The 24,560-nt window shown below is 71.1% G+C and carries 13 protein-coding genes; 8 read left to right on the forward strand and 5 right to left on the reverse strand.

Annotation, left to right across the window (positions count from 1 at the left end; translation table 11 throughout):
- Nucleotides 1-14 precede the first annotated feature (14 nt).
- From GCN81_RS31875 to GCN81_RS15560, 6 genes are read left to right on the forward strand one after another with little or no spacing between them, the layout of a single operon-like run.
- Nucleotides 15-1,043 carry an amino acid kinase family protein gene (locus GCN81_RS31875; RefSeq protein ID WP_197287654.1) on the forward strand — a complete coding sequence of 343 codons (1,029 nt, stop codon included), beginning with the start codon at nucleotides 15-17 and terminating at the stop codon, nucleotides 1,041-1,043.
- Nucleotides 1,043-4,312, forward strand: coding sequence for a non-ribosomal peptide synthetase (locus tag GCN81_RS15540; RefSeq protein WP_156725198.1), 3,270 nt, complete (start codon nucleotides 1,043-1,045; stop codon nucleotides 4,310-4,312). The genes GCN81_RS31875 and GCN81_RS15540 overlap by 1 nt, the downstream gene beginning before the upstream one ends.
- Complete coding sequence (locus GCN81_RS15545) at nucleotides 4,309-5,466, forward strand: acyl-CoA dehydrogenase family protein (RefSeq protein ID WP_156725199.1); 1,158 nt, start codon at nucleotides 4,309-4,311, stop codon at nucleotides 5,464-5,466. The genes GCN81_RS15540 and GCN81_RS15545 overlap by 4 nt, the downstream gene beginning before the upstream one ends.
- Complete coding sequence (locus GCN81_RS15550; RefSeq protein ID WP_156725200.1) at nucleotides 5,463-6,557, forward strand: acyl-CoA dehydrogenase family protein; 1,095 nt, start codon at nucleotides 5,463-5,465, stop codon at nucleotides 6,555-6,557. Before GCN81_RS15545 ends, GCN81_RS15550 begins: the two co-directional genes overlap by 4 nt.
- Nucleotides 6,550-7,890 carry a M20/M25/M40 family metallo-hydrolase gene (locus GCN81_RS15555; RefSeq protein ID WP_197287655.1) on the forward strand — a complete coding sequence of 447 codons (1,341 nt, stop codon included), beginning with the start codon at nucleotides 6,550-6,552 and terminating at the stop codon, nucleotides 7,888-7,890. Before GCN81_RS15550 ends, GCN81_RS15555 begins: the two co-directional genes overlap by 8 nt.
- 12 nt (nucleotides 7,891-7,902) lie before the next feature.
- Nucleotides 7,903-9,516 (forward strand): condensation domain-containing protein, encoded by a 1,614-nt coding sequence (locus GCN81_RS15560; RefSeq protein WP_156725202.1) that lies wholly within the window; start codon nucleotides 7,903-7,905, stop codon nucleotides 9,514-9,516.
- A gap of 71 nt (nucleotides 9,517-9,587) precedes the next feature.
- Here GCN81_RS15560 and GCN81_RS15565 read toward each other — a convergent pair whose 3' ends face one another.
- Genes GCN81_RS15565 through gntD form a run of 3 tightly spaced genes read right to left on the reverse strand, consistent with a single transcriptional unit; the run spans nucleotide 9,588 to nucleotide 12,414 of the window.
- Nucleotides 9,588-10,844 (reverse strand): MFS transporter, encoded by a 1,257-nt coding sequence (locus GCN81_RS15565; protein WP_197287656.1) that lies wholly within the window; start codon nucleotides 10,842-10,844, stop codon nucleotides 9,588-9,590.
- Nucleotides 10,841-11,281, reverse strand: coding sequence for a VOC family protein (locus GCN81_RS31880; RefSeq protein ID WP_197287657.1), 441 nt, complete (start codon nucleotides 11,279-11,281; stop codon nucleotides 10,841-10,843). Before GCN81_RS31880 ends, GCN81_RS15565 begins: the two co-directional genes overlap by 4 nt.
- Before the next feature lie 41 nt (nucleotides 11,282-11,322).
- Nucleotides 11,323-12,414 carry a guanitoxin biosynthesis L-enduracididine beta-hydroxylase GntD gene (gene gntD / locus GCN81_RS15570; RefSeq protein WP_231626743.1) on the reverse strand — a complete coding sequence of 364 codons (1,092 nt, stop codon included), beginning with the start codon at nucleotides 12,412-12,414 and terminating at the stop codon, nucleotides 11,323-11,325.
- 166 nt (nucleotides 12,415-12,580) lie between these two features.
- Here gntD and GCN81_RS15575 point away from each other — a divergent pair, with 166 nt between their 5' ends.
- A complete protein-coding gene (locus tag GCN81_RS15575; RefSeq protein ID WP_156725204.1) occupies nucleotides 12,581-14,128 on the forward strand; it encodes an amino acid adenylation domain-containing protein in 1,548 nt (515 codons plus the stop codon).
- On the opposite strand, the gene GCN81_RS15580 is transcribed toward GCN81_RS15575, so the two are convergent.
- Nucleotides 14,115-14,852 (reverse strand): sulfotransferase-like domain-containing protein, encoded by a 738-nt coding sequence (locus GCN81_RS15580; RefSeq protein ID WP_156725205.1) that lies wholly within the window; start codon nucleotides 14,850-14,852, stop codon nucleotides 14,115-14,117. The genes GCN81_RS15575 and GCN81_RS15580 overlap by 14 nt on opposite strands.
- Nucleotides 14,853-14,922: 70 nt before the next feature.
- A complete protein-coding gene (locus GCN81_RS15585; RefSeq protein ID WP_156725206.1) occupies nucleotides 14,923-17,229 on the reverse strand; it encodes a M20/M25/M40 family metallo-hydrolase in 2,307 nt (768 codons plus the stop codon).
- Nucleotides 17,230-17,364: 135 nt separating this feature from the next.
- Here GCN81_RS15585 and GCN81_RS15590 point away from each other — a divergent pair, with 135 nt between their 5' ends.
- Nucleotides 17,365-24,525 (forward strand): amino acid adenylation domain-containing protein, encoded by a 7,161-nt coding sequence (locus tag GCN81_RS15590; protein ID WP_156725207.1) that lies wholly within the window; start codon nucleotides 17,365-17,367, stop codon nucleotides 24,523-24,525.
- The last annotated feature ends 35 nt before the right edge of the window (nucleotides 24,526-24,560 follow it).

Below are 24,560 nucleotides of genomic sequence, written 5' to 3' on the forward strand. Positions count from 1 at the left end.
CCCGGGGGAGCACCGTGACCGACGAGATCACCGTGGTCAAGTGCGGCGGCGGACTCTCCGCGTACCGCGAGACCATCTGCCAGGACCTGGCGGCAGCGGCGGCCGAGGGCCCCGTGGTCCTGGTGCACGGCGGAGCTGCCCAGCTCGACGAACTGGCGGCGCAGCTGGGGGTGGCGCAACGCAGGATCAGCACCCCCAGCGGCTCGTCCAGCCGCTACACCGATCCCGCCACGCTGGATGTGCTCCTGATGGCCATGGCCGGACGGGTCAAGCCCGCGCTGGTCGCCGCGCTCAGCCGGCACGGCGCCCGGCCTGTGGGCCTCACCGGCATGGACGCGGGGGTCGTCACCGCCCGCCGCGTCGGCGCCCACAAGGCGGTCCTCGACGGCCGTACCCGGATGATCCGGGACGACCACAGCGGCCGGATCCACGCCGTCGACCCCGGCCCGCTCCGCCTCCTGCTCGACGCGGGTCTGCTCCCCGTTCTCTCTCCGCCCGCCCTCGGCGCGGATGGGGAGCCCGTCAACGTGGATGCCGACAGGATCGCGGCGGCGGTGGCCGGGGCGCTAGGCCGTGTCCGCAAAGTCCCGCCTGCCCCGCGACGCCTGGCACGCACTCTCGCCGCACCGGGCGACGACCCAAGTACATCCAGTACGAGGGCCGACGCCCGGCACGCCGAGAGCACGCACCCGACGCCGCAGGGCCCGCCCTCTGGGCGGACGACGGGACTTTGCGGACACGACCTAGCCGGACAGCGGGCCGTCCGGCTCGTCCTGCTGACCTCCGCACCCGGTGTGCTGAGGGACCCGGAGGACCCTGGTTCCCTGCTGCCCCACCTCATGGTCTCCAGAGACTCCTTGGGGGAGGCCGACAGCCGTGGCGGAATGACGGCGAAGCTCCAGGCAGCCAGGCAAGCCCTGGACGACGGCGTGGCCGAGGTGGTCGTCGCGGACGGTCGTCTCGCGCACCCGCTGCGCGAGGCGCTGGCCGGAGCCGGTACGCGGATAGAGAAAGCAGCGATCGTGGGGAGCGGGAGCGTCTGATGCCGGAACCGTCACGCGGAAAGAGCCTCGCGGAGACCAGGAAGAGCCTCCTGGCCCTGCGTGAGCGGCAGCGCGCCGGGGTACGGGGCACCGGTGAGCGTGTCGTCCCCGTTGCCCGAGACCGTGACCTGCCGCTCTCCGCGACCCAGCAACGCCTGTGGTTCCTCGATCAGTTGACGCCGGGGACGGCTGTCTACAACGCCCCGATCGTGCTGTCGCTGCACGCGGCGCTCGACACCGCGGCCCTGGGGCACGCTCTGACCGCCCTGGCCGACCGGCACGAGACCCTGCGCACCCGCTACCCTCAACGTGACGGCGTCCCTTACCAGGACATCGTCCCGCCCGGTAGCGCCGTACCCCTGCCCGTCACGGACCTGACAGGGGTACCTGAGCACGAGGTGCGCGGTTTCGTCCTCGGCCTCGCCCAGGAGCCGTTCGACCTGGAGCACGGCCCCGTGCTGCGCGCCAACCTGGTCCGCACCGGGGAGCACGACCACATCCTCGTCCTGGCGCTGCACCACATCGCGAGCGACGGCTGGTCTATGCCCCTTCTCGTGGGCGAACTGCTGAGTCTCTACGAGGCCGGGACCACCGGTCGGCCGGCCGGACTGCCGGAGCTCGAAGTCCAGTACGCCGACTACGCGGTGTGGCAGCGCGGCCGGATGACCGGCGCCGTACTGGACGAGCATCTGACGTACTGGAAGAAGCAGTTGGCGGCGCTGCCCACCTTGGACCTGCCGACCGACCGCCCCCGGCCCGCAGTCACCTCCGGAGCCGGGGCGGAGACGGACAGGCTGCTCCCGCAGACCGTGCGGGACGGCCTCAACCAGCTGGCCCGCGCCGAGCAGGTCACGCTCCTCACGGTGGCCCTCGCGGCGTTCGGGGCGTTGCTCGACCGCTGGACCGGGCAGGACGACATCGTCGTCGGCTCGGTGTTCTCCGGCCGTGAGCGTCCGGAGATCGAGCCGCTGATCGGCTTCTTCGCCAACACCGTCGTGCTGCGCTGCGACACCTCTGGCGACCCCTCGTTCCGCGAACTGCTCGAGCGGACCAGAGACCGGGTCATCGGCGCCCACCTCCACCAGAGCCTCCCCTTCGGGCGGCTGGTGGAAGAGCTCGCCCCCGAGCGCGACCCCAGCCGTAACCCCCTCTTCCAGACATCCTTCACACTCCAGCACTCCGGCGTGGAATCCGCGAGGATCGCCGGTGTCGACGTGAGCGCCTATCCGCTGGCGGGCGACACCGCCCGGTTCGACCTGGCCGTGCAGCTCACCGAGATCCCCGAAGGGCTCCGGCTCTGGGCGGAGTACTCCACCGACCTGTTCGACGCCGACACGGTCGAGCGGCTCATCGGGCACTATGCGGCGGTCCTTGAGGCTGTCGTGGCCGACCCTGGGCTACGGGTGAGCGAACTGCCCCTGCTGACCGCCGCAGAGCAGCAACGACTGGCTGTGGCCAGCGGCAACCCCCAGTCGGTGCCGGAGGGTTGTCTGCACGAGATGTTCGAGGCCGTGGTGGACCGCGCGCCCGAGGCGCCCGCGACCTCCTACGCGGGGGAGCACCTCAGCTACCGGCAGCTGGAGGAGCGGGCCAACCAACTCGCGTGGGTGCTGCACGAGTCAGGGGTCGGTCCGGAGACCGTGGTGGGTGTGCTGCTGCGGCGGGGCCCACAGCTGCCCATGGCGTTCTTCGGGATCCACAAGGCGGGCGGGGCGTATCTTCCGCTCGACCCCGATCACCCTGCGGACCGCTGGGCCACCGTGCTCACCGAGGCGCGCTGCACGGTCGTGGTCACCACTGAGGACCTGATGGAAGAACTGCCCGACGGGGTCACCGCGATCCGCGTCGACGACCCGGCTCTCAAGGAACGACCCATCGAGCGGCCGTACTTCGGAGTCCGGCCGGAGAACCTCGCCTATCTCATCTTCACCTCGGGCTCCACCGGCAAGCCCAAGGGTGTCCAGGTCGAGCATCGCTCCATCGTCAACTTCACCCATGCCAGCATCGACCTGTTCCGGCTTGGGCAGGGGGACCGTGTCCTCCAGTACGCCAACCCGGCCTACGACGTCTCCCTGTTCGACTTCTTCAGCTCGCTGTGCGCCGGGGCGCAGCTGGTGCACGCCCCCATCGAGGTGCTCTGGGACGTCGATCGGCTGACCCGGCTCATGCGGGAGGAACGGGTCACCGTCACCGACCTGCCGCCCGCGGTCCTCGGCCAGCTCGACGAAACGCGGTTCCCCGACCTGCGGGCCCTGTTCGTCGGGCTGGAGGCGTTCCCCGGGGAGCTGGTGAACCGCTGGAACACCACGGGCCGGGAGTTCCACAACGGCTACGGTCCAACCGAGGCCACCGTGGCCTGCATCGACTACCTGTGCCCCGAAGGGCCGTACGAGAGCATGCCGCCGATCGGCACGCCGATGGCCAACTACACGGCGCACGTCATGGACCGCTACGGCAACCCGGTGCCCGACGGGGTTCCCGGTGAACTGTTCGTCGGCGGCGCGGGAGTGGCCCGAGGGTATGCCCACCAACCCGCGCTGACCGCCGAGCGGTTCCTGCCCGACCCCTTCGGACCGCCGGGGGCGCGCCTGTACCGCACGGGCGACCTCGTCGTGCGACGCCGGGACGGGAACCTGACGTTCCTGGGTCGCGCGGACAACCAGATCAAGATCCGGGGCCTGCGTATCGAGCCCGGCGAGATCGAGCACGCCGTCGCGTCACATGAGGCCGTCACCGAGTCGGTCGTCGTCGCCCGTGGCATGGGAGCCGCGGCACGCCTGGTCTGCTACTACACCACGGTCCCCGAGGCGGAGGCGGACGGCGCGGCACTGCGCGACCATCTGGTCGACCGGCTGCCGACGCATCTGGTACCCGCCGAATTCGTCGCCTTGCCGGAGTTGCCGAGGGCCGCCAGCGGCAAGCTGGACCGGGCCAGGCTGCCGGAGCCCGGCGCCCCGCTGACACCCCGGGCGGCGCCGCCTTCGACGGAGACCGAGCGGAAGCTCGCGGAGATCTGGCACGAACTGCTCGATCCGAACCTGGACATCGACGTCCACGCGAGCTTCTTCGCGGTCGGCGGCAACTCCCTCAAGGTCACCCAACTCGCCTCGCGTATCCGCGCGGCCTTCGGCGTGGAGGTGGAACTGCGTCAGCTCTTCGTGCGCTCCACCATCGCCCAACTCGCCGAGCTGGTCGAGGTCAACGAGCTGGCTGGCGTGCCCGACGACGAACTGGACCATCTGCTAGACCAGTTGGAGGAGTCCCCGTGAGCCGGACGCCGCTCCGCACGGACCACGAGACCTTCCGCAAGGAGGTGCGCTCCTTCTTCGCCGGCGACCTGGTGCGCCGCGTCCTCGCGGAGGTGGCCACCTACGCACCCGGCGAGGAACCCGCGAGGCTTGGGGTGTACCACGCGCTCGGGCAGCGCGGCTGGCTGGCCGTCGACTGGCCCGAGGAGTACGGCGGGCTTGGCCTGAGTCCACGCGAAGCCGCCGTCGTCACCGAGGAGATGACGCTCGCCGGAGTCCCCGACGACGTCCACGTACTCAGCATCGACATCGTCGGCAAGTTCCTCCTCTCCGCTGGCACGGAACAGCAGAAGCAGCACCACCTGCCCGCACTCGCCCGCGGCGAGCGGGCCGCGAGCGTGCTGTTCACCGAACCGGAGGCCGGCTCCGACCTCTCCGCCCTGAGCACCAGGGCAGAACCCGACGGCGATGGCTGGCGCCTGTACGGGACGAAGGTGTTCAACATGAAGTCCCAGTTCGCGGATGTCGCGCTCTGTGCCGCCCGTACCAGCGACGGGGTGATCGGCATGCACGGCATCACCCTCTTCCTGCTGCCGCTGCGCTCACCCGGCGTGCACATCGAGCCCGTTCCCAGCATCCAGAACGACCGCTTCAACCTCGTGGTGATCGACGGCGTGCGGCTGACGGCTGCGGACGTCGTCGGAGAAGTCGACGACGGCTGGCGGAGCCTGAACGATCTGCTCCAACTGGAACGCACCGGAATCGACTTCCACGGCAAGGCGCGCCGTCTGCTCGATGTGGTGATCAGGCGGGCCGCCGAGACCGGGCGGCTGGCCGACCCGGTCCACGGGGCCCGGCTGGCAGAGCTCGACGCGCGGCTCCGGGCCAGCCATGCCATGGCCTGGCAGATGGTCGAGAACCTCGCCACCGGTGCCCCCGATCCGGTGGCCTCGGCCATGTCCAAGTGGTACGCGGGCGAACAGTTCCGCCCCGTCCTGCAGGCGGGCCTGGAGGTCGACGGCATGGGTGGGGTGCTCACCTCCTGGGACGGTGAGGCGCCCGCGGACGGCGTGCTCGAGGCCAACGTACGCCTCGGTCCGGCTCACCGACTGGCCTCGGGAACCTCCGAGATCATGCTCTATCTGATCGCGACCAACGGACTGGGTCTGCTGTGAGCCTCACCGAACTCTTCGACGACGAACTCATTCCGGTCCTGCGCCGCCTCGGTGACCGGCCCAAGGGCGCTGGCCAGGAACCCCCGAGCGCGGCCGACGCGGACGCCCGCGAGCAGGTCTGGGCCGCCCTCGCCGAGCTGGGCGAACTCCGGCCGCTGCTGCCGGTACGGCTCGGCGGGCCCGCGGACGCCCTGTCCCGACTTGTGGGGACCGCCGAGCTGATGGGCCCGGCACTGTTCCAGAGCCCGTTCCAGGACACGGTCCTCGCCGCCGCGTTGCTCGCCGCCGACGGGCGCCACGACGCGCTGCTCGACCGGATGGCGGCGGGCACCCGCACCATCGCCCTCGCGGTCCGCGAACGCGGCACGGACGAACCCTCGTACCCGCTGCCGCTGGCGACGGATGGCGGTCGGCTCAGCGGCACCCGACGCTTCGTCGCCTTCGCCGCCGACGTGGACCTGATCCTGGTGGCCGGTGACCGTGAGCACGCGCTGGTCCCGGCCAGAGCCCCGGGCGTGACCCTGCGTCGGCACGACGAGATCGGCCGCGGCGACCTCCACCGGGTGATCCTGGAGCGCGCGGAACCCATCCGGGGCGGCCTGCTGCCCCACGGATCGTCGTACGCCGCGGCACTGGCCCGCGCCCGGGTCGTGCAGGCGGGCTACCTCACCGGAATGGCCCGCGGCGCACTAGAGCTGGCGGTCGAACGCGTCAGGAGCCGCAGCGCCTTCGGGAAGCCGCTCGCCCAGCACCAGGCACTCGCCCACCGGCTGGCGGCGGCCGCCGCCGAGGCCACCGTAGTGAACAGCTTCGTGCGGTCCGTCGCGCGGGACGCCGATGCCGGGCACGACATCGGGCCCACCGCCGCCCAGGCCCTGTTCCTCGCCGCTGACCTGGCCCGTGACGTGACGGCCGAGGCGGTCCACCTGTACGGCGCCGCCGGACTCACGGAAGAGCAGGACATCTCGGTGTTCCACCGCCGTGCCGCGGTGGACACGCTGCGCTTCGGCAGCCCGACGGCCCTGCGGCGCGAGGTCGCGGCCCTGCTCGCCGCCCGCCCCCATGGCCTGGGAGATCGACGCGATGAGTGAACGACTGACGACGGACCCGCTGCCCCTGCTGCGGGACCTCATCCGGATCGACACCACCAATCCGCCGGGCAACGAGCGCGCCTGTGTCGAGTACCTCACCGCCCGGCTCGCCCCTCGCGAGGATCTGGCGGTCACGGTCCTCGGACGCGTCCCGGACCGGCCCAACCTTGTCGTCCGCTTCCCCGGCCGGGGCCTCGCGCCACCGCTGCTGTTGCACGGCCACAGTGACGTCGTCCCCGTCACGGGCCAGCAGTGGCAGCACCCTCCCTTCGCCGCCGAGCTGATCGACGGCGAGGTGTGGGGCCGCGGCGCCGTGGACATGAAGGGCGGCCTGGCGATGATGCTGACCGCCCTCACCCGGCTGCACGAGTCCGGTCAGCGTCCCGCGGGAGACGTGGTACTCGCCGTGGTCGCGGACGAAGAGCACGGCAGCATCAATGGCGCCCGCTGGCTGACCGCCGAGCATCCCGAGCTGTTCACCGGTATCCGATACGGCATCGGTGAGGAGGGCGGCGCCGGGCTCGACCTGGCGGGCCTGCGCATCCACCCCGTCGTCGTCGCCGAGAAGCGCGCCTGCTGGTTCCGGGCCACCGTGCGCGGCCCGGGCGGGCATGCCTCCAGGCTCTCCCCGCCGGGCGCGCCCGTGGGACGGCTCGGCACGCTGCTGACCCGGCTCACTGGCACCCGGCTCCCGCGTCACCTCGGGCCCGCCGCGGAGCGGATGCTGACCGAGCTGGCCGACGCTCTCCCACCCCCCTTGGCCACCGCGGTACGCACTCTGCGCGACGACCCGGCCGACGCACCCGCGGGCGGGCTTCCGCAGGCGGCGGCACTGCAACTCGACTCCGTGTTGCGCAACACCGTGAACCCGACGGTGATCCGGGCCGGAGACAAGATCAACGTGGTGCCGGCCGAGGCGAGCGTGGAGCTGGATGGGCGCATCCTCCCCGGTGAGCACACCAGGGAGGAGTTCGAGGCCGAGATCCGTTCCCTGATCGGCTCCGATGTCGAGATGCAGCTGCTGGTCGAAGGGCTCGCGGTACGTCAGCACCGTATCGCCGAGCCGATGTTCGGCGGCTTCTACGAGCAGATCGCGGATCTCACCCGCAAGGCCGACCCCGGGGCCGTGCCGCTGCCGATGATGACACCGGCCGCCACGGATGCGGGGTTCTTCGCCCAGCTGGGCATCCGCTGCTACGGCTGGCTGCCGATGAAGCTGCCCGCCGGGGCCGAGCACCGCACCCTCCTGCACACGGCCGACGAGCGGATGCCCGTGGAGGCGCTGGAGTTCGGCACGTCGCTCCTGACCGAGTTGCTGCGCGACTACCGCTGAGCGAGGACACCCATGACCGAGGATCTGTACGTTCTGCCCGCCTCGTACGGCCAGCAGCGTCTCTGGCTGCTGGAACAGATCGACCCCGACACCCCGCTCTACAACGAGGCGGTGGGGCTATGGCTGCGTGGCCCCCTCGACCCGACGGCGCTGGCCGCCGCCATGAGCGCGGTGGTGGCCCGGCACGAGGTGCTGCGCAGCGCCCTGGAGCTGGAGGGCGCTGAGGTCGTACAGGTGGTGCGGGAGCCGGCGCCGCTGGAGCTGCCCGTGTACGAGGCGGACGGCCAGGAGCAGGCTCTGGAGCAGGCCCGCGAACTGGCCGCTGTCTCCTTCGACTTGGCGTGCGGCCCTCTCGTGCGGTGCCGCCTTGCGCGCACCGGACCCGAGGAGCACCTCTTCACCGTCGTCGTGCACCACGCCGTCGCCGACGGATGGTCCCTTGGGGTCATGCTCGAGGAGCTGACTCGGCTGTACGCCGCAGCCGTGCGGCGCGAGGATCTCTCCACCGTGCTGCCCGAACTCCCCGTCCAGTACGCCGACTTCGCGGCATGGCAGAAGGAGCGCCTGGACACGGGCGAGCTGAAGGACCAGCTCGACCACTGGCGCGAGCAACTGGCCGACATCGCACCGGCGAGTCTGCCGGCCGATCGGGCCCCCGCCGGAGCTCCCGGCCGCAGCACCGTACGGGCACCCTTGCGGCTGCCCGCGGCGATGGTGCGGCAGCTGCGCGCGGTCGCCGGGGACACCGGAGACGTCACCCCGTTCATGGTGGCCCTGGCCGCGTACGCGGTGGTGCTCGCCCGCTGGACCAGGCGCCCCGACGTGGTGGTCGGCCTGCCGTTCGCCGGGCGGAGTCAGGAGGAACTGGAGTCCCTGGTTGGCTTCTTCGTCAACACCGTACCCGTGCGTCTGGATCTCTCGGCGGACCCGGAGTTCACCGCCCTGCTCGGGCAGGTCCGCAGCCGGTGCGTAGAGGCGTACCGGAACGCCGAGGTGCCCTTCGAGCTGCTGGTGGACACGCTCAAACCGCACCGGCGTACCGGCCGCACCCCGCTGACCCAGACGATGCTCGCCGTCAACAACACCTGGCTCCCGGACACCGCGGAGGCGGCGGGGGTCGTCATCGAGCCGACCACGCTGCTCCAGGAGCGCGCCCACTTCGAGATCACCATCGACCTGGACGGCAGCGGTGACGAGCTCACCGGCGCCGTGGTGCTGCAGGCCGACCTCTTCACGCAGGACACCGCCGACCTCCTGGCCCGCTCCGTCACCTCGGTGTTGCGGGGCGCCGCCACCGCCCCCGGCAGCAGGATCTCGGCACTGCCGTGCCCGCTGGCCGAGCAGCGCGAGGCCGCCCCGGAGTACGACGCCGAACCGGCCATGCCTTCGCGCCCGACCGGACAGGCAGAAGCTCCCCGGTCGGCCACGGAGATCATGCTGGCCCGGCTGTGGGCCGAGGTCCTGGAGCGGGACGCGGTCGGTGTGCACGAGGAGTTCTACGCCTCAGGGGGGAACTCGCTGCGTGCCGTACGCGTCGTCATGCGGGCCCGTGAGCAGGGCGTGGAACTCCCCGTGGAGCGGGTTCTGGGCGAGCACACCATCCGCGAACTGGCCGAACTGCTCTGAGCGGACTGTTGCTGCCACCGCCATGCCGCCCTCGACAGGTTCGGGGGCGATCAAAGGCAGCTCAGGGCAGCTCAGTTGAGCCGCAGCGTCCACATCGTGCGGGTGGCCACAGGCAGCACGGAGGCGAGCAGGAAGAGCGGCGCCACCCACAGCGTCTCGCGGGCGCCGATCCCGTCCACCATGACGCCTCCGAGCACCGCGCCGAACGGAATGCTGCCGAAGTTCATCAGCCGGTACGTGGCGTTCATCCGCGCGTGCAACTCGGGCGGCGTCACCTTCTGACGCACCGTCACAGCGATCACGCTGCCCGCCGCGGATCCGCCGAAGCCGAAGAAGAAACCGACAGCCGAAGCCCCGTGCACGGCCGACTCGGACCCAGTGAAGGCCGGCAGGAGGAAGTAGGCGAACGTGCCGAAGAACAGCGCCACAAGGAGCGCCTTCCCGTACCCGATCCGGTCGAAGAGCAGCGGGATGCCGAGCGCGCCGCAGATGGCGCCTATGCCGCCGACCACGGCCACCATGCCGAACGAGAACTGGCTCAGCCCCTGATCACGCACGAAGTACACGACGAATCCGACGTTCACCAGCGCGCCGCCCATGTTGTAGATGGTCGCGTGCAGGGCGATGGCGCGCACCGGAGGGTTCTTGAAGACGGCCGCGAAGCCCTCGGCCAGTTCGCGACGTAGATTCCGTGACTCGGCCGGGACCTGCTCGTGAGCCGGCTCGCGGTGCCGCATCCGCAGCAGCGCCAGCGCGGAGACGAAGTACCCCACCGCGTTGAGGAAGATCACGCTGGCCGCACTGGACAGCCCGGCCAGCCAGCCGCCCAGTCCCGGACCCAGCGTCGCGCTCAGCGCCTGGTCGGTGGTGAGCTTGCTGTTGGCCGAGCCCAGCGACGCGTCGGGGACGAAACGCGGCAGATACGACTTGGCGGCGATGTCGTAGACCACGGTCAGCGCGCCGACGAGTACCGCGACCACGTATATCTGTGCCAGCGACAGCCGGTCCACGAGCGCGGCCAGCGGGATGGTGAGGACCAGTGCCCCCCGCAGGAAGTCGCTGACGATCATCACCGGACGGCGCGCCCTGCGCTCCTGCCACACGCCGACGAAGATCGGCAAGGCGAAGAACGGGAGCGTGTAGAACGCCTCCAGCAACCCGATCTGGGTACCGGAGGCGTCCAGGGTACTCACCATCACCAGCGGGAGGGCGAACAGCATCATCTCCGCACCGAGCTGGGAGATGAGATCGCCACCCCAGAACAGCCGGAAGTCGCGATCGTGTATGAGGCTGCGTTCCTTGCCCGCCGGCTTGGTGAGTGACGTCACGACGGTTCGGCAGCCCTTCGTCGAGCCTGCTCGGCCTCGTACGCCTCCTTGGCCGCGGCATACTCCGCGGGGTTGCCCTCGATGCAGAACTCGTTGCCCGCCGGGTCGGCCATGATCACCCAGCCACGCCCGTTCGCCTTGCGGCGATCGTCGAGGATCTTCGCGCCGAGCGCTGTCAGCCGCTCTACCTCTTCGTCCCGCGCAAGCTCGGGACCAAGGTCGAAGTGGATGCGGTTCTTGACAGTCTTGCCCTCCGGCACGCGCACGAACAGCAGATCGGGGTGCCCCTCCGGCGTGAGCACGCAGCTCTCGTCTTCGTCCGGTTCGTCGTCTTCCTCGATTGGCAGGGCGAGGACCTGACTCCAGAACCATGCCACCTGGTACGGCTCGTACGGGGGCGCGCAGTCGATCGTGATGTGCCGGATGAAGGTGGGCACGTATGAACTCCTCTCAGCAGGGCGGCGCGGCGCTGACCGGCTCAGACCAGGGCGCGCCCATGGCCGCCGAAGCGGCGTCCGGCCGAACTCCTCAGATCCGCAGTCACGTTGATCCGCCGCAGCCAGCGGTCGGTGCCGTCGTAACGGGCCCGGAAGGGGCGGCGACCGTGCACCGCGCGCTTGTTGTCGATGATCAGCAGCTGGCCGGTGGCCAGCGCGACATCCTTCATGCACGCGGTGAACGCCTCGATCGTCGCCTCCAGGGCCCGCTCCGCGGCGGGGTCATCCAGATCATGTTGCATGAAGGCCGGGTCGATGCGCACATACGGTGCGTCAGGATCCCCGCTGAGGATCGAGATCTGCTCCGGTGTCTGGTTCATGCGCCGGATCCGCTCGAACGCCTCCGCATGGCGGCTGTTCGGGTCGATGCCGGTGGTCTCCGAGTTGAACTCCGCGGTGTGCGACTCGTCGGGCAGGATGATGAAGCGCTCCTGGAAGAGCACCTCACGCTGCTCGGCGGGCACCTTCAGATCCGTCACCGGCGCGAACATCGTGGGTACCGCGTCGGGGTTGCGCAGACACAGCAGCATGACCCAGTCGGCCCGGTTCGGATGGAAGGCGTCCTCGTTGTGCCACTCCAGGAGGGAGGCGGAGCTGGAGCCGAGCTGCTGTTCCTCGTGTCCCGCGATGGGGAAGACATCGAGTACCAACTTGCCGCGCTGCTGGGAGAGATAGGAGAACGGGGCGCCCAGGAGCGAGCCGATGAGCAGCAGTACGGCCGTCACGTTCGTGACCTCGGCTCCCTCCGGCTCCGCCGTGTAGCCGACCGGGGTGGCACCCACGGCTGTCTCGTCTACCGGAAGGTTGGCCAGCACCAGACCGCCGTGCGGCCGCCCGGTGAGCCGGAACTCGGTCAGCACTGCCCGGAGCCGTTCCGGCAGCCGGTGCGCGAATACCGCCAGCTCGCCAAGGAGTTCCTCCAAGGTGCCCGGATGCTCCACCCCGTGCTCCTTGACGAAGGTCTCTGCCAAGGAGCGCAGCTCGGTGTGCTCCGCCGTGTTCAGCCGCAGATAGGGCATGCCGTCCTCATGACTCAGCGCCCCCTCGGCGAGCCGTGTCTGGCTACCGCCCACTTCATCCTCCCTGCCCTGGTCCTGCATCCGTGCGGGGTTGCCGGACAACGTCGGTTCCGAGCATGTGCGAGGCGGTGGCAGGCACACAGTCAGGAGGATTCCCGATGGCTGCCGCGGGCCGTGCCCTGTCACCATCGGCGCGACGACCGGGTGCGAGGGGTGAGCTGTGTACGACCACGAAGGCGGTTGGAACATCACGGTCCAGGAGTACGGCGAGGTCGCTGACCTGTGTGTGCACCAGGTCTTCGAGCGCTGGGTCAAGGAACGGCCCACACTCGCCGCATGCCGGTTCGAGAGGCGGCAGCTGACCTATGACGAACTGAACGCGCAGGCCAACCGGTTGGCCAGGCACCTGAATCGGCTCGGCGTCGGGCGGGAGTCGGTGGTCGGCGTGCTGCTTGACCGCGGTCTCGAGCTGCCCGTGGCCCTGCTCGGCATCCTCAAAGCGGGCGCGGGGTATCTACCGCTGGACATTCAGCATCCGCGGAGCCGTCTGGAATATCTGGTGCGGGACGCCGCGTGCGAGGTGGTGGTCACCGCGGGCGCCGCGCACGCGAAGCTCCCCGACGACGTACTGCCCGTCCGCCTGGACGACGCCTCCGTCGCCGCCGCGCTGACGGCGCTGGCGGACGACAACCCCGGCTTTCCCGTCCACCCGGACAACCTGGCCTACCTGCTGTACACCTCCGGCACCACGGGAGCGCCCAAGGGCACCCTGGTGCAACACCGTTCGGTGGTCAACCTCGCCGAGTACTGCCGACGGGAGTACCGGCTCGAGCCCCCGGACCGCATACTCCAGTTCGCCAGCCCGAGCTTCGATGTGAGCGTCTTCGACTTCTTCGCCGCCTGGTGCAACGGCATCACCCTCGTCCAGGGCTCGCGGCTGACCCTGCTCGATCCCCGTGCGCTCACCGCGCTGATCCGGGACGAGAAGGTCACCGTCATGGACATCCCGCCCGCCGTGGCCCGTCTCCTCGAGACGTCCGAGCTGCCGGACCTGCGGGCCGCGCACATCGGGGGAGAGGCCCTCGCGGGGGAGCTGGCCGACCGGTTCCAGGCGCCGCACCGGCAGGTCCGTAACACCTACGGCCCCACCGAGGTCACCGTCACCTCCACCGACTACCTCTGCCCGCCCGGACTCGGGGAGGCACGGCCGCCGATCGGCCGGCCCATCGCGAACCTGACCGCCCATGTGGTGGACGGGGACGGGAACCCGGTCCGGTTGGGCGAGCCGGGCGAGCTCCTGATGGGCGGGGTGGGCGTGGCCCGCGGCTACCACGGGCGGCCGGCCCTGACCGCGGAGCGGTTCGTCCCCGACCCTTACGGACCGCCCGGCGCGCGGCTCTACCACACCGGTGACCTGGTACGGCGGCGCCCGGACGGGCACTTGGAGTTCCTGGACCGGATCGACACTCAGCTGAAAGTCAACGGTCACCGGGTCGAGCCGGGGGAGATCGAGGCCGTGCTCTGCCGCCACCCCGCGGTCCGGGAGGCCGTCGTCGACCTCATCGGAAGCGCGGAGGACCCCACGCTGGTCGCCTTCCTGGTCGTGGACCGCGAGGCCCCCACGACGGAGGAGGTGCGTGCGCATGCCCGCGCACACCTGCCCACGTACATGATCCCGGCCCGTACCGTCGTGGTGGAGGAGATACCTCTCACCACCAACGGCAAGGTGGACCGGCGTACGCTGCGGAACCTCGTCAGGCCGGAGTGACGGTGAGCCGCTTGGTGTACAGGCTCCGGTAGTACGGCTCGTGGTGGGACGCGAACTCCGCCAGTGTGGCGTTGTTCTCCACGGTGACGTCGTACGTGGTGCCGACAGCTGTGAAGCCACTGCTGCGGTTGACATCGGCGTGCCAGCGGTCTGAGCGGGCCCACTCCTCGCGCTCGCCCGGCTGCCAACTCAGTGCTTCCGCGCGGTGCTCAAGGCCCACCGCGGCCCAGTAGGCGGCCAGGGTCTCGGCCGGGCGGCTCACGACGTCGTCGGAGTCAAGGATGACTGGGTGCTGCCCCGTCGCCAGGACCGCCTCGTACAACTCGTGCATGTGCTCCAAGCCGATGTCCTTGCGGGACATGTCCGGCTTCAGGGCGTAATAGGAGGCCGCGACCTCCGCCGGGCGGCGGATCAGAAAGGTGTGCCGGACCTCGCGCAGGAAGGCCTCGTCCGCCAGGACCTCGGCGTACCGGTAATCCATCGTCTCCTTGAGGAACACCCGCTGCCGGGCGGAGAGTCCGCGGACCGCGCTGATGAGCGCGGGTGCCGAACGCACGGGCGCGCCGTCCACCGTCGTCTCACCGAAATCCACGATGTTGCAGAACGGCTCGTGCAGTCCCGTCAGGTCCCCCCGCTCCATCACTGACCGGAAGAAGGCGGTCGACCGGGATCGGGGCGCGCTCCACAGGGCGATCACCCGCGGGCCGCTGTCGGCTTCGCTCACGTCATGTCTCCTTGTCGAAACTCATGGTCGCAGCAGGTAGGTTGCCGCCGTCGGACGCCCGGTGTCGATGTCAGACGTCGACACCGCGCATACCGACGGAGTGCCCGAACCCCGAAGGCGCCCACGCCAGGTCCTTCGGCCGGGGGGCGACGAACGCATCGGCGGGGGCATCGGCGGCGTAGGCCAGCACGCGCAACGGCAGCTTCCGCGTGCCGCGCAGCCGTAGCACAACCTCGAACGGACCGTCCGATGGCGCGACCAGGTGACAGCCCCACGTCCAGCGCTGGACAGAGGGGCGGTTTGTTCCGCCCGACAGCCTCTGGCCGTTGACCGTGACATCGAGCAACTGCGTGGCGCCAGGGGCGGCGTACAGCGAAAGTCCGGTCGCCGTGGGGCCTTCGGCACTCAGCCGCACCCGCACCTCCCGCACTCCGCCGCTCTGTCGGCCCTCCTCGACGCGCACCACCGGCACGGGCGTCGTCCCACCCTTCGCCGGACCCTTCCGATAGCCGCCGGGCTGCGCGAGCCCGGGCACCTCCTCGGTCACGTCCGTCCGTTCACCGCGCACATGCCGCCCGACCCAGTCGTTGTCGGAGCCCGCCCCGCCGTACCAGGTGTCCTCGCCGGTGTCCGCGTCGTGCACGTACACCAGATCCGCCTGTGCGGGATGCCGCTCGTCCACGCCGTCCAAGGCTCCCCCGGTGCCAACGAGCAGACAGCCGAGCAGCGCGCCCGTCACCAGCGCCACTGGCACGGTACGGCGCACCGGCAGGCGCAGTCCCGGGAGCGCGGGCAGCAGCATCAGGGCGACGAACACCAGCACCGCGCCGGAGAAAGCGAGTCCGGCCGTGGGAAACAGCACGGCGAGCAGCGGGGTGAACAGCGCCACAGCCGGCACCGCTCCCGCCGCGAGGGCCCACGGGAGCCAGGCGGAGCCGTCCTCAAGGCGGACTGCGCAGGCCAGTCCCGCCGCCCCGAAGACGGTGGGCCACAGGAACAGATATCCGGCACCGGGCAGGAAGGCGGCGGTGAGCACGGTCAGCGCGGCCGACCAGCACAGCACCGCCGCGGCGATCGTGGTGGCGTCCCTGCCGCGCCGCATCCATACCAGCCAGGACAGGCAGATGACCGCGGTGAGCACCACGAGCCCGGCGACGGCGGGCCCCGGCCGGTAGGGGTCCCCGAACAGGAAGCCGGCGTAGTGCGGCCGGATCAGCACCAGCAGCTCCCAGCCGAGGAAGCCGACCGCCGCGGAGGCCAGCAGCGGCACCGGGAGGGTCGCCGCGGCCAGGGCCACGCCTCGGCCACGTATCGCGTCCCGCCGTCGGGCCCACCACAGCACTCCTGCCGTACCCAGCACGGTGACTCCCGCCAGCGCCGTACCCAGCCAGGTCGGGTAGCGCACGAGGAGGCCGTAGAGGGTGAACCAGGTGAGGTCTCCAGCGCCGGCGACGGCCAGATCCTGGCCGGCGAGCTGCCGCGTCGCCGCCAGGACCGTGGCGCCCATGTCCTGGAGGGTCTCGGGACGTTGGTGGGCCAGGTCGTCGAGCTCCATGTCGTAGTGGGCGGAGCCGCCGACGACGGCGAAGTTCATGCCCGTGTACCCGGCGTCCTGGAACACCGTGAAGTCCGTGTCGTTGGGCAGCAGCGTGTAGATCTCATCGGAGACGGACGTCGCGAACGGCGGCCGGCCAGCGAGCGCCGGGACGAATCCCCCGGTGTGCGCTCCGGACTCGAACATCACCACGCGTCCGTGCGTGCCCCGCGCCTCCAGGTTCAGCACGACCGTGTGCCGTGGATCGGCGGCGTCCTTCGACTCCGTGTAAACCCGGGCGCCCAGGGAGCCGATCTCCTCACCGTCGGTCAGCAGGAACTCCACCGTGTTGCGCGTCGCCGGGCCCTCCTTGAGCGCCCGCGCCACCTCCAGAAGCGCGGCCACGCCCATGCCGTCGTCCGTCGCGCCGGGCCCCGTGAAGACCGAGTCGTAGTGGGCGACCAGCAGGACCCGGCCCGTGCCATCGGTGCCGGGAAGCGTCGCCCGGATGTTCTCCGCGCTGCCAACCACCGCGGTCTGGCCCGGCTCGTCGCTTGCCGACGTCGCCCGCTGCACCTCTGGTTCGAGCCCGAGTTCACGGAACTTCGCGACGAGATGGTCCCGGGCGGCGTCCCCGGTAGCCGAACCGATCGGCCGCGGCTCGGCGGCGATCTTCTCGATCACCGGCCTGGCTCGCTCGGCGGAGAACTCGCGGGCGGCGGCGTCCGCGGCGGCGGGGGCCGGACCGCGCAGCGGCAGCAACGCGAGGGCACCCAGGACACCAAGGGCCAGGACCAGCAGCAGGGTGCTGACCCCGGTCCGTGAGATGAGCTTGGTCAGCACATTCCCCTCCTCGCAGCTGCCGCCATTCTGCTGGCGCGACCTGCCCCGCGGCTGTCGGTCATATCCCCGACTGCCCGCGTCGACCACCCCGTTTGCACCCTGTACCCGGTGAGCCATCGACGCGGGAGGGGCTGGATGCGCGAGGATCTGCGACGCAGGCTAGCCCTGCTGGAACCCGCCGAGCGGGACCGGCTCCTGCGGGAGCTGCGCGCTGGACGGGTCAGGTCGGCCACCCAGGACGCGATCCCCGTGGCCCCCCGTGACGGCAGACTGCCGCTGACCTTCGCGCAGTCGCGGATGTGGGTCATGGACCGGCTCGCACCCGGTCTGCCCCTCTACAACACCCCACTCGCCATGCGGCTGCGTGGTCCGCTGGACCGTGCGGCGCTCCTGTCGGCCCTCGACACCGTGGTCGCCCGGCACGAGGTGCTGCGAACCCGGTACGTCGCCGAGGAGGGGGATCCCGAGCAGATCGTCGAACCGGCGGGCCCTTTGGCCCTGGAGAGCCTGGAGCTGGGCGACGTTCCGCTGGGGGACCGCGGTGAACGCGCCCGGTCGCTCGCGGCCGACGTCGCGACCCGCCCCTTCGACTTGTCCGCCGGGCCGCTGCTGCGCGTCACACTGGCCCGGTTCACGGACGACGACCACGTCCTGGTGCTGTCCATGCACCACATCGTCCTCGACTCCTGGTCCGTTCCGATTCTGATGCGCGAGCTGGCCGAGTGCTATCAGGCCGTACGCGCTGGACGACGGCCCGAGCTGCCGAGGCTGCCCGTGCAGTGCGCCGACTACGCGGTGTGGCAGCGGCACCGCTTCGCGGCCGGTGCGGCCCAGGCGGACCTCGCCCACTGGCGCGAGCGCCTGGCCGCGCTGCCGGTACTGGACTTCCCCACCGATCGGCCGCGGCCGACCGAGCGCAGCTGGCAGGGCGGTCACGTGTCTGCCCGCTGGCCCGAGGAACTGCGCCGTGACCTGGCCGCGTTGGCCGACCGCGCCGGGGTGCGGACCCTGCCCGTGATGCTGGCCGGGTTCGCCGCGCTGCTCAGCCGCTGGACCGACCAGGACGATATCCCCGTAGGGTCGATCTTCACCGGCCGCAGCAGGCCCGAGATCGAACCCTTGATCGGCTACTTCGCCAACACCGTGGTGCTGCGCTGCGACACCTCGGGCGACCCGACGTTCCTGGAGCTCCTCACCCGAGCGAACGACACCGTGCTCGACGCCCACTCGCATCAGGACCTTCCGTTCGACCAGCTGGTCGAGGCCATGGGCGGGGAACGGGACCCCTCCCGCAACCCGCTGTTCCAGTACGCGCTCTACCAGGCCGACGCGGACCGCAGCGGTTCGCGGCTCGGCGAGGTCCTCGTAGAAGAGCTGCCGGTCGCGCTCAGCTCCGCCCGGTTCGACCTGGGCCTGGGTTTCGCCGACGATCCGGCCGGCGGGATCGGGCTGACCGCCGAGTACTCCGCCGAGCTGTTCGACGCCACCCGCATCGTCCGACTGCTCGATCACTTCCGGGAGTTCCTGACCGCGGCCGTCCGCCGCCCCGACACCAGGCTGAGTGAGCTGGAGGTACTGCCCGCGGCCGAGCGCGCACAACTGGAGCTGTACGGCAGCGGTCCGGAACGGGAGCACAGCGGGCGCACCTTGGTCGACGTCTTCCAGGAGACCGTTCGGGCGGCACCGCACGCCCAGGCGCTGGTCCACGGCGACACGGAGCTGACCTTCGGCGAACTGGACGCCCGGGCCAACCGGCTGGCCCACCTGCTGATCGCGCGAGGCGCCGGGCCCGGGCACCGGGTCGCGCTCCTCGCCCACCGCGGCGAGCACTTCCTCGTGAGTGTCCTCGCGGTCCTGAAGTCCGGCGCCGCCTACGTGCCGTTGGACCCCGAGTATCCGGCCGAACGCATCGCCTACCTGTTGGCCGACACCAGCCCCGTACTGCTCCTCACCACCACCACCGCGGCCGCGGCGGGCGCCGCCCCGTCGGAGAGCGTCGCCGCGCGGATCGTCCTCGACGCCGAGGAGACCAGAGCCGACCTCGCCACCCGGGCCCCCACCACCCCGACGGACGCGGAGCGCACGACACCGCTGCACCCCGCCCATCCTGCCTATGTGTTCCACACCTCCGGCTCGACCGGCCGGCCCAAGGGCGTCCTCGTCGAACACCGTGGCCTGCTCAACCTGTTCGAGAACCAGCACCGCTCCGTCCACAACCCTGCCCAGGAAGCGCTCGGACGCGGACTGCGCACCTGCCACGTGCTCTCGCTCTCGTTCGACGGCTCCTGGGAGGGACTGCTGTGGCTGTTCGGCGGGCACAGTGTGCACCTGGCGGATGACGAGACCCGGCGCGACCCCGCGGCCACGGCACGGCTGATACTCGACCACCGCCTCGACGCGATCACCACCACCCCGTCCTTCGCGGAGCAACTTCTCACCGCCGGGGTCCTGGACGACCCCGAGCACAAGCCCTCGGTGTTCGCCCTCGGCGGGGAGCAGATCAGTCCGGGCATGTGGCGGCGGCTACGGGAGACACCCGGGGTACGCGCGTACAACCTCTACGGGCCGACCGAGGGCACCGTGCTCGCCACTTCGGCCGACTTCGGTGCGTCGCAGCGGCCCGTCATAGGCCGTCCGATCGCGAACGTCCGCGTCCACGTCCTCGACGCGCAGCTGCGCCGGGCCCCCGTCGGCGTGCCCGGTGAGCTGTTCCTCGCGGGATCCTGCGTGGCCCGCGGCTACCTCAACGATCCCGCTCTGACCGCCGACCGCTTCCTGCCCGACCCGTTCGGCCCGCCGGGTACCCGGATGTACCGCACCGGTGACCGCGTCCGATGGCAGGAGGACGGGCAGCTGGAATTCCTCGGCCGGGCGGACAGCCAGGTCAAGATCCGTGGCTTCCGCATCGAACCCGCCGAGATCGAAGCCGCGTTGAGCGCCCACCCCGGCGTCGCCGTGGCCGCCGTCGTGCCGCGCGCGAGCGAGCACGGTGAACAGCTCGTCGCCTATGCCGTACCGCAGCCTGGGGCGGAGCCGCCGCAGGCCACGGCCTTGCGGTCCCATCTGATGGGGGTGCTGCCCGGCCACATGGTGCCCGCCGCCGTCGTCCTCCTTGACGCCCTGCCCCTGACGGCGAACGACAAGCTCGACCACCGGTCCCTGCCCGCACCCGACTTCGCGAGCGCCGCTGGTACCCGGGCGCCCCGCACCGAGCGCGAACTCCTGCTGTGCGGAATGTACGAGGAGCTTCTCGGCCTGCCAGACGTCGGTCTCGACGACGACTTCTTCGCGATGGGCGGCCACTCGCTGCTCGCCACCCGCCTGATCAGCAAGGTGCGGTCGGTCTTCGAGGTGGAACTTCCGGTGAGCGCCCTGTTCGAGGCGCCCACCCCGGCCGGACTCCTGGTGCGGATCGAGTCCGCGGGCGGCGCCCGGGAGCGGCTGCGCCGCGTCGAGGACTCCGGCCATGCCCCACTCTCGTACGGACAGCGCCGTCTGTGGGTGGTCAACCGGCTCGAGCCGGACAGCGCCGCGTACAACCTCCCCATGGCCCTGAGGCTGCGCGGACGGCTGGACCGGGCGGCGCTGCGCTCGGCCCTGACCGACGTCGTCGAGCGGCATCACGTACTGCGCACGGTCCTGGCCGTCGTGGACGGTGAACCCCGCCAGGAGCGGGTCGAGTTCGACGGCGAGCTGGCGGAGCGCGCGGTCACCGAGGAGCAGCTGCCCGGTGTCCTCGTGGACGCCGTCGCAGGCGGCTTCGACCTCAGCACGGAACTACCCTTCCGCCCCTACTTGTTCGCGTTGGGGCCCACCGAGCACGTGCTGCTCCTCGTGGTCCACCACGCCGCGGCCGACGCCTGGTCGACGGTCCCCCTCACCCGCGACCTCTCCGCGGCCTACGCCGCGCGTATCGCCGGATGGGGGCCGGACTGGGAGCCGCTGCCCCTGCAGTACGCGGACTACGCCCGCTGGCAGCACTCCTACCTGGGGTCTGAGGAGGACGCGGACAGCGTCGTCGCACGCCAACTCGCCTTCTGGACCCAGACCCTGGCCGGGCTGCCGGACGAGGTGTCGCTGCCCGTCGACCGGTCGCGCCCGGCCGTGCCGACCTACCGCGGGCAGCCGGTCGAACTCGCCGTGGACGCCGAACTCCACGCGAGGCTTCTGGAGTTGGCGCGTGCTCACGACGTGACCCTGTTCATGGTGCTGCAGGCCGCGTTCGCAGCCCTCCTGACCCGCCTTGGAGCCGGCGAGGACATCCCCGTCGGCACCCCGGTCGCCGGGCGGACCGATGAGGCTCTCGACGACCTCGTCGGCTTCTTCGTCAACACCTTGGTGCTACGGACCGACACCTCGGGCGACCCCGGTTTCGACACACTCCTTGCCCGGGTACGCCGCACCGACCTCGGCGCGTACGCGCACCAGGACCTGCCGTTCGAGCGGCTCGTGGAGAAGCTTCAGCCGGCCCGTTCCCTGGCCCGGCACCCACTGGTCCAGGTGAGCCTGGCGCTTGACAACAACGATCAGCCTGATCTCACCTTCCCCGGGCTCGACGCCGCGGTGGAGCCTGTCGGCTCCGTCACCACCAAGTTCGACCTGACGCTGTCACTCGCGGAGAACCAGGACGCCCGAGGGCGGCCCGCCGGGATCACCGGACTGCTGGACAGTGCCGCCGACGTGTTCGACCGGGCCACCGCGGAGGCCCTGAGCCGCCGCTTCGTCCGCTTCCTGCGCGCCGTCGCCGACGATCCGACGCAGCGGATCGGTGCGGTGCCCTTGCTCGAACCCGGCGAGGAGGACTACCTGCGCACGGCGGGGCGCGGGGCAGCCGCGACATCGGCCGGGCCGCCGTGGCGCCTGGCGGACCTCATCCAGGACCAGGCCCGAAAGACCCCCACCCTGCCCGCCGTCAGCGACGGTGTCACCACACTCGACCACCGCGCCCTGGACGCCGCGGCCAACCGGCTCGCCCGCGCCCTGATCCGCAAGGGCGCCGGTCCGGGGCGCCTGGTGGCCGTCCTGATGCCGCGCTCGACCGAACTGGTCACCGCTGTCTGCGCGGTGCTGAAGACGGGCGCGGGCTTCGTCCCCCTGGAGCCCGACCACCCCGCCGCGCGGATCAGCGACGTGCTCCGGGACGCTGCCCCCGTGTGCGTGCTCACCACCGCGGACTGTGCGGCGGTGCTGCCCGAGGGCATCGAACGGGTGCTGTCACAGAATGCCGCCGGGGAGCCGGAGACACCGGTAGAGCCACCCGCGGTGCCGCATCCGGACGACCCGGCGTACGTCATCTACACCTCCGGCTCCACCGGCCGCCCCAAGGGGGTCGTCGTGTCGGACCGCTCCGCCACGGACTACCTGAGCTGGGCCCGCGCGCACTACCGTGGCCTGAGCGGCCAGGTGCTGCTGCACTCGCCGGTCTCCTTCGACCTGACGATCACCGGGCTGTTCGGCCCGCTCGTGTCCGGCGGCTGCCTCCGGGTCGCCTCGCTGGAAGAGGCCGCCGCCGGACCCGGACAGGGCGTGGACTTCCTGAAGGTGACCCCCAGCCACCTCGCGGTTCTCGAAACGCTGCCCGCCTTCCTCAACCCCGGCGCGAGCCTGGTGGTCGGCGGTGAACAGTTGACGGGCGGCGCGCTCCGCCACCGCCGCGCGGCCGACCCCGAGATCACCGTCTTCAACGAGTACGGCCCCACCGAGACGACGGTCGGCTGCACCCTGCACACCATCGCGCCTGGCGCCGAGATCGACGACGGGCCTGTCCCGATCGGCATCCCGGCCTGGAACACCTGCCTGTACGTCCTCGACGCCGCGCTGCGCCCGGCCCCGGCCGGGGTGCCCGGCAGGCTCTACGTCGCGGGGACCGGAGTGGCGCGCGGCTATCTGGACAGGCCAGGGCTCACCGCCGAGCGGTTCCTGCCGGATCCGTACGGGCCACCGGGGACCCGCATGTACGACACGGGGGATGTCGTCCGCTGGGGCCGGGACGGCGAGCTGCGCTACCTGGGCCGCGCCGACGGTCAGCTCAAGCTGCGTGGCTTCCGGATCGAGCCCGGGGAGATCGAGACCGTCCTGTGCCGCGACCCGGACGTCGTCGAGGCGGCCGTCGTGGTGCGCCGCACCCCCGACGGCGACGGGCAGCTGGTGGGATACGTCGTCCCCGCCAAAGAAGCCGAGCCGGACCTGGAGGCACTGCGTTCCGAGCTCCGGCTCGCCTTGCCGGACGCTATGGTTCCCGCCGTCCTGGTGAGCGTGGAGCGGATACCGCTGACCCCGAACGGCAAGCTCGACCGCGGGGCACTGCCCGCACCTTCCTTCGCCGTCGCCGCGCGTCCTCCCCGCAACGCCACGGAACGGGACCTGTGTCGGCTGGTGTCCGAGGCGCTTGTCCTGCCGGAGGTCGGCATCGACGACGACTTCTTCGCCCTGGGCGGACATTCCCTGCTCGCCGCCCGACTCGTCGCCCGTGCCCAGCACGAGCTCGGCCTGGACCTGAGCATGCGCGCCGTCTTCGAGACACCGACCGTCGCCGCGCTTGCCGCGCGCTCCCGCGGCCGGGACCGGAACGGCTTCCCCGTGCTGCTGCGGCTGCGCGAGCACGGCACGTTGCCTCCGCTGTTCTGTGTACACCCCGCGGCGGGAATCGGCTGGGGGTATGTGGGGCTCCTGCGCCATCTGGAGCCGGAGCGGCCGGTGTACGCGCTCCAGTCGCGGGGCCTTGGGGACCCGGGGTACCGGCCGCTGTCCATCACCGAGGTGGCCGAGGACTACCGGACTCAGATCCGCGAGGTATATCCCGAGGGGCCCTACCACCTGCTCGGCTGGTCCTTCGGTGGAATGGTCGCCCACCTGATGGCCTGTCAACTCCAGGAGGAGGGCCAGGAGATCGGTTCCCTCACCCTTCTCGACAGTTACCCCTTCGCCCCCGGAGACCGGGCGCCGTCACCGGACGATCCGCAGCTGCTCACCGAGGCGGCTGCCTCGCTCGGCTACGGAACCGCCGAGCGGATGTCCGAGGAGCTCGGACAGGACGGCGCGGAGGCCGTAGCTCGCGCGTTCGCCATCAACGGTGGGCTGCAACCTACCTATGATCCCAAGGAGTTGAACGGTGATGTGCTCTACTTCGCCGCCATGGCGGACCGGTTCCCCGGGGCGCCGGAGCCCGAGGCCTGGCAGCCCTACGTGAAGGGCCACCTTGAGGTGCACCCGATCGACGCGGCACACGCCGAGATGGTCCGCCCCGCCCCGCTGGCCGAGATCGGATCGCTGCTCGCGAAGCGGCTCGCCCGATGACGCGCGGGGCCTTGCGGACCACCCACCGACGGAGC

This window comes from Streptomyces apocyni, assembly GCF_009739465.1.
GTDB lineage: Bacteria > Actinomycetota > Actinomycetes > Streptomycetales > Streptomycetaceae > Streptomyces > Streptomyces apocyni.